The sequence below is a fragment of the Haloarcula sediminis genome, assembly GCF_035656455.1.
GTDB classification, from domain to species: Archaea; Halobacteriota; Halobacteria; order Halobacteriales; family Haloarculaceae; genus Haloarcula; species Haloarcula sediminis.
In genome coordinates this window covers 63,084-76,582 of sequence record NZ_JAYMGA010000003.1, presented here as the reverse complement: position 1 = coordinate 76,582, position 13,499 = coordinate 63,084, and the positions used below count along the sequence as shown (strand labels likewise).

At 66.1% G+C, this 13,499-nt stretch carries 13 protein-coding genes; all 13 read right to left on the bottom strand.

Annotated features, from left to right (window positions below; genetic code table 11):
* Positions 1-47: 47 nt before the first annotated feature.
* A complete protein-coding gene (locus VJ162_RS07040; protein WP_324663319.1) occupies positions 48-962 on the bottom strand; it encodes a metallophosphoesterase family protein in 915 nt (304 codons plus the stop codon).
* Positions 959-1,975, bottom strand: coding sequence for an ABC transporter ATP-binding protein (locus VJ162_RS07035; RefSeq protein WP_324663318.1), 1,017 nt, complete (start codon positions 1,973-1,975; stop codon positions 959-961). The genes VJ162_RS07040 and VJ162_RS07035 overlap by 4 nt, the downstream gene beginning before the upstream one ends.
* Positions 1,976-1,978: 3 nt before the next feature.
* The gene (locus VJ162_RS07030; protein ID WP_324663317.1) at positions 1,979-2,812 is read right to left on the bottom strand and encodes an ABC transporter permease; all 834 of its coding nucleotides are present in this window, start codon (positions 2,810-2,812) and stop codon (positions 1,979-1,981) included.
* Positions 2,812-3,735 carry an ABC transporter permease gene (locus tag VJ162_RS07025; RefSeq protein WP_324663316.1) on the bottom strand — a complete coding sequence of 308 codons (924 nt, stop codon included), beginning with the start codon at positions 3,733-3,735 and terminating at the stop codon, positions 2,812-2,814. The genes VJ162_RS07030 and VJ162_RS07025 overlap by 1 nt, the downstream gene beginning before the upstream one ends.
* Positions 3,736-3,738: 3 nt before the next feature.
* Positions 3,739-4,794, bottom strand: a complete 1,056-nt coding sequence (locus VJ162_RS07020; RefSeq protein ID WP_407066842.1) for an extracellular solute-binding protein — start codon at positions 4,792-4,794, stop codon at positions 3,739-3,741.
* A 435-nt stretch (positions 4,795-5,229) separates the two neighbouring features.
* The gene (locus tag VJ162_RS07015) at positions 5,230-6,333 is read right to left on the bottom strand and encodes an inositol monophosphatase family protein (protein WP_324663313.1); all 1,104 of its coding nucleotides are present in this window, start codon (positions 6,331-6,333) and stop codon (positions 5,230-5,232) included.
* A gap of 207 nt (positions 6,334-6,540) precedes the next feature.
* Positions 6,541-7,089, bottom strand: coding sequence for a DUF7261 family protein (locus tag VJ162_RS07010; RefSeq protein ID WP_324663312.1), 549 nt, complete (start codon positions 7,087-7,089; stop codon positions 6,541-6,543).
* On the bottom strand, positions 7,086-7,490 hold the full coding sequence (locus tag VJ162_RS07005) for a DUF7262 family protein (RefSeq protein ID WP_324663311.1): 405 nt from the start codon (positions 7,488-7,490) through the stop codon (positions 7,086-7,088). Before VJ162_RS07005 ends, VJ162_RS07010 begins: the two co-directional genes overlap by 4 nt.
* Entirely contained in the window at positions 7,483-8,163 is a 681-nt protein-coding gene (locus VJ162_RS07000; RefSeq protein ID WP_324663310.1) for a DUF7263 family protein, read from the bottom strand. Before VJ162_RS07000 ends, VJ162_RS07005 begins: the two co-directional genes overlap by 8 nt.
* Entirely contained in the window at positions 8,160-8,606 is a 447-nt protein-coding gene (locus VJ162_RS06995) for a DUF7266 family protein (RefSeq protein WP_324663308.1), read from the bottom strand. Before VJ162_RS06995 ends, VJ162_RS07000 begins: the two co-directional genes overlap by 4 nt.
* Complete coding sequence (locus VJ162_RS06990; RefSeq protein WP_324663307.1) at positions 8,599-9,312, bottom strand: DUF7289 family protein; 714 nt, start codon at positions 9,310-9,312, stop codon at positions 8,599-8,601. The genes VJ162_RS06995 and VJ162_RS06990 overlap by 8 nt, the downstream gene beginning before the upstream one ends.
* Positions 9,309-11,198, bottom strand: coding sequence for a type II secretion system F family protein (locus tag VJ162_RS06985; RefSeq protein WP_324663305.1), 1,890 nt, complete (start codon positions 11,196-11,198; stop codon positions 9,309-9,311). The genes VJ162_RS06990 and VJ162_RS06985 overlap by 4 nt, the downstream gene beginning before the upstream one ends.
* Positions 11,188-13,407 (bottom strand): type II/IV secretion system ATPase subunit, encoded by a 2,220-nt coding sequence (locus tag VJ162_RS06980; RefSeq protein WP_324663303.1) that lies wholly within the window; start codon positions 13,405-13,407, stop codon positions 11,188-11,190. Before VJ162_RS06980 ends, VJ162_RS06985 begins: the two co-directional genes overlap by 11 nt.
* Between the last annotated feature and the right edge of the window lie 92 nt (positions 13,408-13,499).

Here is a 13,499-nt window from a genome sequence, read left to right as displayed (position 1 = left end):
TGTTACCCACCCCGTCGGTGGCTGGGCGCAGTCGTCCCGGGCACCGCTCATCGGGCTGTTTCGAGCGGCAGATCGCCGAGCCGACGGTCGATCGAGTCCAGGAGCCCAACTGCCAGTGGCTTGCCCCGCTGGGCGTGTCGACGAGCCTCAGCAGTCTCTGTCGCATTGGCCAGTGGGACGAGTCGAACGTCGGTTCCACTTGGCCCGATCCGGATATCCAGCATCGCCTGCGGGTATGAGCAAACCGCCGGCGCGACCACCTCCTCTGGGCCCCGGTGGTCGAGGACGGCGGGCACGTGATGGTGGCCACTCAGGACGAGCGCCACGTCGTTTGTGGCCAGTATCTCTCTCGTCTCTCTCGCGTCGTCGACCGGGAAGTTCGCCCATTTCCCGCCGGGGTTCTCCGGCAGCGAGCCGAGGTTGTGATGCATCACGACGACAGGATGTTCGAGCCCCGGAAGCGTGTCGCTGAGCCACCGGCGGGTGACTGGGCCCACCCGACCGCCCCACGTCTCTCGGAGCGCTTCGGTCTCGTCTGTCGCCGTATCGATGCCGACGAGGGTCACCCGGCCGACGTCCCAGGTGAACGGGAGTCCGGGCGTATAGCGTTCTTCGAAGGCCGATACCGGTCGTCCCTCGTGGCCGTCGAACGCCTTCGGAACGTCGTGGTTCCCCGGAACGGCGATCCACGGCACGTCCAGCTCTGAGAGGCCGCTCTCGACAGTCTCGAAACTGTCAGCCCGACCGTCCCCGGTGAGGTCGCCGAGGAGGACGGCCATATCACAGCTGTTGGCGTGTTTGAGGGCACGTTCGAATCGCGCCTCGCTCCGGTGGGCGACCTTCCACGTCCCGGTACCGTCAGTCACGTGGGGGTCAGCGATGACGGCGAGGCGGTGGCGTGTCTCCGTCCGTGGGCGGGCCAGCTGAGCGAGCAGCGGTCCGGCGGTGGTGTGGTCGGTCACTGGGAGAGGACGTGGAGGCGGTCGCGGTCGACGGAAAGGGACACTTGGCTCTTTTCGGGAGCCTGCCCGGGGTCGAACCGAAGCGTCAGCTCCTGTCCGTCCGGCGTTCGGGCTATCGCCCGGACGTGTTCGCCGACGTAGAAGCGGTTCTCTATCGTCGCCTCGACCGGTCCCCCATCGAGCGCGAACGCTTCGGGGCGGGCGACCACTGTGACGTTGCCGTCCGGCGTCCCATCCGGCGCGTCGAGGCGTGCGTGGCCGAGATCGAGCGTCCCGTCCCGGACCGTCGCGGGAATCCGGTTCGAGGTCCCGACGAAGTCCGCGACGAACTCGTTTGCGGGCCGTTCGTACACCGCTGTCGGCGTGCCGATCTGTTCGACGTCGCCGTCGTTCATCACGACGAGTCGGTCACACATCTCCATCGCCTGTTCCTGGTCGTGTGTGACATACAGCGTCGTCACGCCGAGGTCGTCCAACAACGCGCCGAGTTCGGTCCGGAGGGTCTGTTTCAGTTTCGCGTCCAGACCGGTCATCGGCTCGTCGAGCAGGAGGAGACGCGGCTCGATGGCGAGTGCCCGCGCCAGCCCGACACGCTGCTGTTGGCCGCCCGAGAGCGTCTGCGGGTCGCGGTCAGCCAGCTCTCCGATATCGAGCATCTCGAGGAGCTCGCGGGCGCGGTCCCGGCGCTCTGCCTCGCCGACCCCGTGCATCTTCGGCCCGAAGGTGACGTTTTGCAGGACGCTCATGTTGTTGAACAGGGCGTAGGACTGGAAGACGAGGCCGACGTTCCGGTCCTCCGGTGGGACGTGTGTGACGTCGTCGCCGTCGTACTGTATCGTCCCCTCGGTCGCAGTTTCGAAGCCAGCGATGAGCCGGAGTAGCGTCGTCTTCCCACAGCCGGACGGACCGACGACGCCCATCCGTTCACCGTCGTCTATCGTCAACGAGACGTCGTCGACGGCGAGCGTTTCGTCGTAGCGTTTCGTGAGGTGTTGCAGTGAGACAGTTGTCATTGATCAGGTCCTCCGGATCATGCCGCGGTTCCCGACTATCTGGAGCGAGATAGTCACGAGGGCGATCAACAGGAAAAACACCGAGACCGCCGCGGACGCGTTCAGGAACGAGGCGTTGGTGATGTTGTTGAACAGGAAAATAGAGAGCGGTGGTGTTCCACGCGAGTAGACGATATAGGAGAAGTTGAACTCCGCCGCGGCGAGCGTCCACGAAATTATGGAGCCGGCGACGATACCGGCTTTCGCGTTCGGGACGATGACAGTAAGGAACGTCCGCGGCCAGGACGCACCGAGTGCGCGTGCGCTCTCCTCTAACTGCTGGAGGTCCATCGACTGGAAACTCGACTGTACGGCCATGACCATGTACGGCGCTTTCAGCAGCGAGTAGCCGATGACGAGCGCGATGCCGGACGACGAGATGCTCGGATACGAGCGAAGGAACGCGATGCCGAGAATGATCCCCGGCGCTAACGGGAGGATCGCGAAGACGTTCACCCAGTCCCGGCCGACGAAGTCGTATCGGGCGACGGCGTAGGCGATAGGCACACCCACGACCAGATTGATGACCACCCCAGCCAGTGCGAGCCCCGCGCTGTAGGCCAGCGAGGAGCCCACGGACACGTCCGCCCCGACACCGGTGCCAACGATCACGTCCCGCCAGTGGGTGAGCGTCGGCGGTCCGCTCGGGAGCGGCCCGACCCACTGGGTCGCGAACGAACTGACGAACGTGAGTACGACCGGCAACGTGAGAAACAGCAGGGTCAGTCCGAGCACGAGCACCACGACGGGGCGACCGAACCGAGCGGACAGACTCCCGCTGGCGAATCGGCCCGCCATCAGATGCTCACCTCGGCGCTCGTATAGCGCAGCGAGAGCAGGGTAAAGCCAAACACACAGACGAACCAGACCGTCGCCATCGCCGACGCGCCCGCGATGTTGAACCCCTGTGCTATCTCACGGTCTATCTGGAGCGTCCAGACGAGGAGGCTCTTCAGAATCAGAATCGTCCCGAAGATGGCCAGCGCCGTCCGGAACACGAGGATGAACGCCCCGACGACACCGGGTTTGATCTGCTGGAAGGTCACGTACCGGAACGTCTCGAACGGCGTTGCACCGAGGCTCCGAGCGGCCTCCTCGGCGTCGGTGTTCACCTCGGCGTAGGTCCCGCGCAACAGGAGTAACGCGCGCGGAATCATAGAATAAAGGTACGCGAAGAACAGACCGATAACGCTCGTCGCCGTTGCCAGGTCAATCGCCGACCGTCCCGACAGTACCGCAAAGAGGTTGGTGATGATGCCCGTGTTCCCAAGCAACACGATGATCATAAACGCCGCGACGATACCGGGCAGGCTGTTCGGGAACGAGAGGACAGTCAGTAGCACCGATTTCCCGGGTAGCTCGTACTTCTCTAACGCGTGAGCGACCGGAATCGCAACGGCAATCGAGGCCACCGTCGTCGCCACGGCGAACCAGAGGGTGTTGAACGCGATCGTCCGATAGTACGGGTCGGTGACCAGCATCTCGTAGTGTTCGAGAGTAAACCCCTCCGTCGCGAGTCGCATCTCGGAGACGCTCATCCGAAGCATCTCAACCAGCGGGACGAGTCCTGACACGAACAGCAACACGAGAAAGGGCAGACAGAGCGCGACGATACGCCGGCGCTCTCGCTGTCGCTCGGTCGTGGGTCGTACGAGTGACTGGGCCCCCGACCAGACACGCCCCCAGGGCTTGCGGTCGGTCGTCTCAGTCTCGACTGCCATCGCTCAGAGACCGGCACCGCGGGTGATGTCCTGGATGATGCCCTCCTGCTTGTCGTTCAGCTCGGTCTGGTCGACGGTAAACTCCGTGCGGTCGTACGTGCTCTGGTCGGGGAACTCGTCGGGCATCTCCATCTCCGATGCGCGAATCGGCCGAGCGTAGGCGTCGAGGAAGTGCTGCTGGCCCTCTATCGAGAGCACGTAATCCATGAACAGTTTGACAGCCTCGGGGTTCGGCGCGTTCGCGAGCATCGCGTAGCCATAGAGGGCGTTGAACGCGCCCTTGTTCCCGTTCTCGCCGCTGAGAAGCGCCACGCCGACGTTCTCCTCGGCCACGTCGTCGTTGTTGTACTTCAGGTCGAGCCCGGAGTAGTCGTACCGGATGAACGACGAGTACTCCCCTCGCGTGAACTGCGCGAGGAAGTTGTCTGTGTATTCGGCGCCGCCCTCCTGGATCCGGTTGTAGTAGTCGATAACCGGCTGGACGTCGTCGAGACTCCCGCCCCGAGCGTTGTTGATAGACAGCGCCGCCGCGAGGCCGACGGCCGCCTGTGGCGTCTGTAGCGCGAGGTCCTGCATGATATCGGGGTGAAGCAGGTCCTCCCACGTCTCCGGCTCGTCGAGGCCGCGCTCGTCGTAGATGTCTTTCCGGTAGGTCAGCGCTGTCGTCACCTTCCGGGTCCCGGTACAGTGGCCGTTGTCGGTCTTGGCGTTTTCGGGAACCTTGTCCCAGTTGGCCGGCTTGTACGCCTGGGTGAGCCCGTCCCGCATCGCCTGAATCGCGTAGCTGTACCCGCCGTTGAACGCGGAATGCGTCGGGTTCTGTGCGTTCGAGCGAGCGTCCTGCAGGGCCTCCCCGGAGGAGCGGTCGTCGTCGTTCAGTTCGACGCCGTACTGCTCTTTGAACGCCTGCATCACCGATGGCCAGTTCATCCAGCCCGACTGAACGGCGTAAACGTACAGCTTCTCGTCGGTCGGGAAGTTCGCGGAGTTGACCGTCGTCTGTGACTCGCCGTACCCGACTTCGTAGGTCTCCCCATCGCTCTGCCCGTCCCCGCCCATGATACTTGAACAGCCCGCCAGCGCTGTGGCGACGGCGGCGGCCGACCCTGTCAGCGCGTTTCGCCGGGAGATACGCTTGTCTTCCATGACACGCACAAGGCGTCATCTGAAAAGTATAAGCTGTTATATTACTTCTATATCCTAAGTCAGACTGTCATATATGTCTCTGTAGTGTATATATCCGCGTCATAGCTGCCCCCGGAAGTCCGAATCGCGCGGTTCTCTCCTCTGTGCCCACCACCGTCGTCTCGCCCCGCTCGCTCGTCGTGGTCATGTCGAACCCCGGTCGGCTCGCCGTAAGTGACCGTCGAACGTATGGGTCCGTATCCCGCAGTCTGACACCAACGTGGCCGAACGCAGTTTGACTCTGCTCCAGTGACCTCTCCAAGCCCCGTGGATCGAATGTCTCGGGGCCGAGCCCCGAGACGGGTCACATCAACTGTCGTCGGAACCGGATTCCAGTGTATCAATGGGGGCTGTGAGCCAGTCCTCCCCGGAATCCTCTAGGAGTGCAAAGAACTCACCGTGCAGACTGTCGTTCGTGGCGACGATACTCCCTTCGAGCACGTCGTTTATGTCTTCACTCTGCTCGAAATCCGTCACCCTCCCGCCCGCCTCGCGGACCAACAGGACACCGGGGGCGACGTCGACTGGCTTGAGGTCTTTCATCGACGCCGTATCGAACGTGCCATCAGCGACAAAGGCGATGTCCGGCGCGGCTGCCCCGAGCAACCGCGTCCCCTGGGAGAACGAGAACAGGTATCGGAAGAGCCCGAGGTACGAGAAGTCATCTGCGGTCTCTTTGAGATAGATACCGACGCTATTGAACGACTCTCCGATATCTTCGGTGTCGGTCACCGAGAGCTCCGTCGGTTCCGAATCTTCGGCGACGAGGTCGTAGCCGTCGCTCTCAAACTTATAGGCCCCCTCGCCCTGGGCAGCGATCCACACCTCGTCCCGGAGCGAGTAGTATGTCACGCCGGCATGGAGTTGGTCGAGTTCACCGTCCTCGAGGGTTGCGACGGCGAGGTTGACGGCGAAGTGGGGAATCCCTTTGACGTAATTTGTCGTCCCATCGAGTGGGTCGACAATCCAGAGGTACTCGAAATCCCCTTCGAGGTCGCCACCCGTTTCTTCGCCGTAAATCGCGTGGTTCTCCTCTTCGAAGTCATCGCCGAGTTCCTCCTGTATCGTCTCGATTATCAGCTCTTCGGCGATCGTATCGACCTCCGTAAGCAGGTTCTGTGGGTCCTTCTCTTGGGCATCACCGAGCTCGCCGAAGTAGTTCTGATGGAGCTGTGCCGCTTTCGCCGTCGCCAGAACGGCGATAGTCAGGTACCTGTCATTTATCGGCAGTTGCCCTTCGAGGTCTTCGATATTAACGTCCGATGCGTCATCTCCATCGCCTACTTGTCCCAGAACGTTAGTGGTACCAACCGTACCGAGTGCGATTCCCGCCCCGGTCAACTTGAGAAACTGACGCCGTGCCTGCTCTATCACAGTACCGTCCTCAACATCGGTATTGTCATGCCGTGACATGCGACCTCAAATACTACTATAAATGACATGAAGGTACTTAGACATATTTTATTGGCTTCATATCATATAACCTCTATTTGTGGGTAGGTGTATACAGCACCTTCCCTACTTCATCCCGTGAAACCGGCACTTTGTCTCATGGGGAACCACACCCTCGATCCGTGATGGCGGCTTGTGCGTCGGTTCCCGGTCGTGGGTACGACCGACTCACCCGCCGACGGTCTCGACCACCACCGTCACCGCCGTCTGACGCTCCTCGCTCGTCGTGGTCACGTCGAACCCGACCGCCAGTACGTGCGTTCGGCCGACGCGCTCTTGGACGACGACGCCTCGGTCCGTGCGACAGACCCCGAACTCACGGCCCGGCCCCTCCGGGCAGTTCGCCGACTGCCAGGCCCGGGCCGCCGTCGCGTTGTAGCGTATCTCTGTGACGGTGCCACGGGCCATCTCGGCTGTCCGGAGCCGCGAGCGCACCGGTTCGAGGCCGTCCCGAAGCGCCGTCACCGCCCCACTCCGCTCGGCCCACGCGTACGTTCGGGGCACGGAGTCGCTCTCCCGCGTGACGGCGCGGTCGAGGACGCGGACGGTGTCTCCCGTCGGGTCGTCGACGGCGCCCGCCGCCCGGACGTCGTCATGGTAGCCGAGCTGGAGATAGGCGAGCACCACCGGCGCGAGCGCGACGGCGACCAGCACCGCGGCGACGAGGACCAGCTGGCCGCGTTCGCCTCCGGAGACCGGTGCTACGACGTCTCTCATGCGTACCACACCTCGATTCGGACCGACCCCGCGCTCGTCGGCACCGTTGCCGTCCCCGTCGTCGTCCGGCGCGGCACCGGCGTCCCGACCGAACCGTGGGGCGTCCGGACGTTGAACAGCACGTTCGCCGGGAGGATGCGCTCGACGCGTCGCTCCAGCTCCCCGCGCTCGCGGTCGAACGCCCGCTCGCTGCTGACGACCTCCCCCAGCCGGGTCGTCCCGTTGTGTCTGGCCGGGTCGGTCTGGAGGATCGTCGCCGTGTCCTCCGCGTAGGCCGACAGCTGCGGGCCCCGCGTGTCCGGGGCCGGCGTCGCCAGCGCAAAGCCCAGCGTGACGCCCAGAATCAGCGTCGCACCCAGCGCCACCTCGACGAGCGACAGCGGGAGTTGCGCTCTAGGCATCGACCATCACCGAGAGCGTCGTCTTCGTCGTCCGCGGCGTCTCGTAGGCTATCTGTACGGAGCCGGCCGTAATCCGGCCGGGTGTCTGGAACTCGATGCGCGTGGTTCGGTACGGCGTCAGGTCAACCTCGAAGCTGCCCCGGAGTCCGGTGTCGTTGTGCAGGCGGACCTGCCCGTTGACCCGCACCGTCCGGACCGCCGTCCCGTTGTCCGGCGAGAACCGCACTGTCGCGCTCGTGGCCCGGCGTGGTAGCGTGACCCGCCTGCGCTCGGGGTCGACGCTCCGCGTCTCCGTTCGCTCGACGAGGACGAGCCGGCGAACCGTCGTGCCCCGCCCCGCGTCGCCGGTCGTCGCCACGGTTTCGTCGCCGAGTCGGACCGTGACGGCATAGCCCGCAGTCGCCGGCGCCGTCTCGCGGAGTGTCGCCGCGTCGAAGCCGTCGACTCGCGTCCCGTTCAGGACGTTCGCCCGGTCGGCGACGGGACCGTCCGCGGCGACGAGCCGCTCGGCCGTGGCCGCGGCGACTCTGCGCTCTTCGGGTGTCCGGTCGGCGCTCGCGATAGCCGAATCGGCCAGCCCGAGCGCGAGCGCGGTCACCAGCGTCAGCACCACCAGCGCCACGGCGACGGCGGGCAGCGTCGTCTGGGCTCGGACCGCGGGAACGCGTATCATCCACGCCCCTCCAGTCTGACAGTCACGTTCCCCCGCGACCCCTCGACGGTGACCACCGTATCGGCGCCGCTCTCCCACGCTCCCGTGACGTTGCTGACCCGGTCGGGCAGTACCGGTCGCGCCCGGCCGCCGACCGCCTCGTCGGGATGAGAAAGCAGCAGGTGGGTACCGTTGGCCCGGATGCGATAGCCGGCCCCGTCGATGGTCGCCGGGATATCGACCCGGCGGCTGGCAGTCACTCTCTGCCCGTCTGGCGGAATCGTCCGCTCGATTTCGGCGGTCGCCTCGGCAAGCGTGCGTTCGCCCAGCTGTGCCCCCACTTCCCCCTGATAGTCCGGGATCGAGCCACCGTACAGCACCGTCGTCAACAGCGTGGTGTACAACACCACGACAGAGAGCGCGAGCAGCTTCTCGACGACCGTACTGAGTCCGCGGTTATCCACCGGCCACCTCCGTGTTCGTCCGGTGGACGACCAGCTGTAGCTCCTGTGTTCCCTCGACGCTCGCGACGACGCTTGGCACGCCGTCGCCGTCGATGTCTCGCCTAGCTGTCGTCAGGTCCCGCTCGCGCAGGTGCCTGGCGAGCGCGTCGGGCGTCGCCGTCTCGATGGCGACACGGTAGTCGGCCCGCGGGAGTGCCGTCCGGTCGTGGGTGACGTTAGTCCGCAGCCGGGCGGTGACACCCCCGCTCCCACCGACCGCCACGCCGCGCTCCCCCAGTGTGACCGCGCCGACGAGTACGGTGTCGTTGTCCCGAGTTACCGTCACCGGCGGCCCCCGAACCAGCCACGCCTTGCCGGGTTTCCCCCGAACGACGGCACCGCTGACGAAACTGACGCGGTTCGCCCCCGACGTGTAGACGAGCCCGCCGATGTCGACTTCCCGCTGGACGCCGCTGGCGTTCAACACCCGAAGCTCCCGGTCCACCGTGGTCAGTCGGCCCTCGCTGAACCGCACGTCTACGCGGTTTGGCCCGGTCCGCTCGACGGGGCGAAACTCCCTGTCGAGGGCGGTCGCGACCCGGCGCTCGTCGGCCGTCGCCGTCTGGCCATCAATTATGCCGCCGACCACCGTCGTCAGCCCGCCCAGCGCGACGGTGGTGATACCCAGCAGGAGGACGATACCGACGACGTGTGACTGTCCCCTCACAGCAGCCCCACCCCCGCGTAGATGGCGTAGGCGGCAAACACCAGCGAGCCCGAGTGTAGCAACGCTTCGTAGAACCCCCGGCTCGCGGTGCCGGCGAACCACCCCGAGGCAAGCATCGTCGCCTGCGTCACGACGTAAAACCGATACCGCTCTCTGGACGGGTCGATGGCTGTCGGGTCGAACGCGACGGTCTGGCTGCTTGCCACCGTCGAGAGCTGGGCGAACTCCGAGAGCACGTAGACGTTCATCGCGACGGTGATGCCGACCACCAGCAGGGCGGTGGTCCAGCCGACGGCGACGTAGACGAGCAGGGCCGACCGGAGCGATTTCCGCTGGTGATAGAGCCGGCCTATCTCCGTCTGTAGCGTTTCGAACACGTCTTCCGCATCACTTCCGGCGTCGAGCGCCCCGACGACCAGCCCGATGGTCTGTTCGGCCATTGGCGTCCCGACGCGGTCGACGAACTGGTCTAGGGCTGCCGCCCGCCGGTCGTCGGCGGCGTCGCTGGGGCTGTCGGCGAGCGAGAGAGTGAACGCCAGGGCCTCGACGTCTTCCGCCAGCGCGCCAAGCTGTACCTCCTCGGCGACCCGGTGAACGGCTTCGGGGAACGGGCGCCCGAGTGCGACGTGACCGGCGACGGCGTGGACGAAGTCCTGGATCTCCCGGTCTTTCGCGTCGTCGCGGCGTGCCCGTCTCAGGGCCACGAGCCCGACCGGCAGACTGACACCGGCATACGACAGCAAGACGACGTTGACGGGTCGGTAGCCCAGCCACCAGAGCCCGACGGCGAGTGCCACCCCCACCGGCAGACACATCGCCAGCGCACTGGCGGGGTTCGACGTGGTCGTCCGGAGGACGCCGACGACGCTCCCGGGCAGTCCGTAACTCGGTGCGGCGGTGTTCCGCGGCCGCAGGCTCGTGACGACGACGGCGGCGACGACCCCGGTCGCCAGCACGAACGCGGCGCTGCCGTAGACGACGACCGAGCGAACAGCGACCGAACCAAGCGGTGTCGCGACGGGCGCCGAGAGCCGCGGCGCGAGCACGCTCATCACCGTGATGATGAGGACGACAAGCGCCGGGACCACCAGCAAGACGACGAACAGCTCCGCCAGCAGTTCCAGATAGCCCGTCGCCCGCTCGTGGCGGCGGCTCTGTTCGTGTGAGAGTAGCCGCCCCTCCATCTCCAGGTACCCTTCAAGCGCGTCGGCGCTCTGGTTTGCGTGCTCGCGAAACTTCAGCAGGAACGGCGCCAGCAGGTCCCTGGAGGGGGTCTCACTGGCTATCTGTTCGAGGCCAACGTCGAGGCTCCCGGTCAGGGTCCCCCGGTTGAGCACCCGGCGAAACTCAACGGCCGTCTCCCCGTAGGCCTCCTGCTGAGCGACGGCCCGAAGCATCTCGGTTCGGTCGTGGGTCCCCGACGCGAGCACGCGGAGGTATCTGACGGCGCCGGGCAGCGTCGTGGCGATGTCGGCCGCGCGGGCCCGGGCGACCCACGCGAGGTAGCGGTTGCCAAGCGAGAGGACGAGCCAGCGCGAGCCGATGCCAGCCCCGAGCGCCACCGCGAGCGCGACGAGCGGCCGTGAGACGGGGGGTAACGCCAGCCGGTTGAGGACCGGCACGCTCTGGCTCACCACCGTGACGAGGCGGTCGAACGTACTCGCGGGCAGCGACAGCGCCAGCGCACCGGTCGCCAGGTTCGCGACGACAAACACGAGCCACGCCAGCCCGTACACCCGCGCGAGATACAGTCCGAACCCGGTGTCCGGGTGGGCCGCCCGGTAGCGCTCCCTGGTCGTGGTGTGGCGCTCGTCGTCCGTGTGGTGGGCAAAGAGGGCATAGAGCCCGCGGTCGATCAGCCCGAGGCTCCGCCGCTCAGTCGTCATCCGTCTCCACCTCCAGATGCACCGGGTCCGGCTCGCCGGCCCGGCGGCGGAGCCGCTCGACCGTCGCGGCCTCGTTGGTCTCTAGGTCGGCCAGGACGCCGAACAGCTCCTCGAAGTCCGTGAGCCCCTCTCTGACGAGATACTTGACGTACCGGTGGCGGCGGTGGAACGTCTCCTCGACAGTCCCGACCGGCTCGTCCCGGAGCGTCGACAGGCGGTCGAACATCCCGGTCCCGACGCGACGACGGTTGTCGCCCAGCTGCGGGTGGTCGTACCCGAGCTCGAACGACCCGTCGGGACGGCGCCGGCAGAGCGTGTTGTAGTGAATCGTCTCCCCGTCTTTCTCGATGGTGCCACAGCGGTCACTGTCGATCGGCTCGTCGAGGAACTCGACGGCCTCGCCGACGTAGCGCTCCCCGCCGACGTGGCGCGGGAAGACGACGATGTCGATTTCGGTCAGCAGATAGGTCGGGACCCCCTTCTCGATGATCCGGTTGACGAGCGTCTCGATGTCCCCGGCGTGGGTCGTTCCGAGCACCCCGTGGCCCGTGTTCAGCGTCTCGGCGAAGGTCTCGAAGGAGGCCTGCGTGTTTATCTCGGCGATGACCTCGACGTCGGGGTTGAGGTAGTTACATTGGGTCATGAGGTCGGCCATCGTCACCCGCCGATGGTCGCGCTCGTGGTCCCGCGTGGTGAGCGAGACGCCCGTTTCGTGTGGAATCTGTACCTCCCGGGACCCCTCGTCGATGCTGATGGGGCGGTCCCGATACGGGATGAACGGCATATGGGCGTTCATGAGCGTCGTCTTGCCGGCCCCGGTCGGGCCCGAGAAGAGGACGACGCCGTGGGACTCGTACAGCAGCCAGAGTAGCGCGACCAGCTCCGTCGGTATCGACTCCTGTTGCACGAGGTCGACGGGCGTCATGGCGTCGGCCGACTGCTTGCGGATGGAGATATGCGGGCCGTCCTCGCTGATGGTGGGCAGGGCGACCGCACAGCGGATGGTCTCCTCGGCGTCGTGGACGCCCTCGCCCTCGGGGTCGATGTTGACCTTCGCGCTGGGATTGGAGGCGTTGAGCTCGGTCCCGTCGTCGGCGGCCAGCTGGGTGACGACGTTGACGAAGGCGGATTCGTCCTCGAAGGAGAGGTTCGTCGGGACCCGTCCGTCGTGGCCCAGGTCCGCTCGCGGCAACACCTTCACGCGCTCGCCGACGCGGTTGGCCTCGATGTCTTCGAGCGTGTGGTCACGAATCGGGACGGTGAGCTTGCCGTAGCCGACGAGGTCCCGGAGCACGTAGTACAGCAGGTCATCGAGCCGGTCGTCGGCGAAGCGCTGGTCGAGCGGCGGCACGGCGAGGTCGAGCTCCGCGAGCGCGGACCGGACCCGATAGGCCGCCGCGTCGACCCACTCGGTGGTGTTGCGGACCGTGAGCTGGCGGGCGAGCAGCGATGCGGCCCGCTCCCGGACGAAGGCGACGCGGTCATCGACGACCCCCTCGACGCTGGTCTCCCACACCCGTTCCTTGCAGGCCGCGATGAGCTCCTCGTCGCCGGGAAGCAGGTCCGGTTCGCGGACGGCGTACTTCGTCGTGAACGGGTCACTGCCCAGCAGGTGCTCGCGGTAGACGATGACCGGTATCTCGAACCCCTGGAAGGTGACGGTGTGGCGCTCGACGCGCTCGCTGGCAAAGCGCTCGATGTACTCCGGGTCTTCGAGCTCCGTGGCTGCCGGGGCGTAGTCCTCGGTGTGGACGACGACGCTGTCCTCGGTCACGTCGGCGACGTCGATGCGGTCGTCCAGCGCGTAGGGGGTCAGCTCGCCCAGACAGGCCAGCGAGCACAGCGCGTGGTAGGCGACGCGGCGGCGGGCCGCGGGCGAGCAGTCGACGAGCCGGTCGATGACCCGCCGGTGTTTCGGGTCGAACCCGCCGGCCATCCGTTCGACGGCGCCCTCGCGAGTGCGGGGTCGCTCGATGTTGGCGCTGTCGAAGTGAGACTCGACGGTCGCGAGCGCGTCCCGGTCGCTCGGCGAGAGCACCGGCTCGCGGACCTCGTACCGGAACCCGTCGGCCTGGCGGACGGTCACGACGACGCCCGGGTACACCTCGCTCTGTTCGCGCACGTCGGGTGCGTACCACGCGTCGGGGTCGTCCGGCGGGACTGGTGCGGGAACGGTCGGCCGCCGGTCCCCAGTCGCTTGCCCACTCATGTACTGTGTTTGGCTCACTTTCCGTATTTAAATTTTCACTTAGAAGACCGAGAATAAAGGGGCTGCCGACGGGCGCTCAGCGGCGTGCCGAA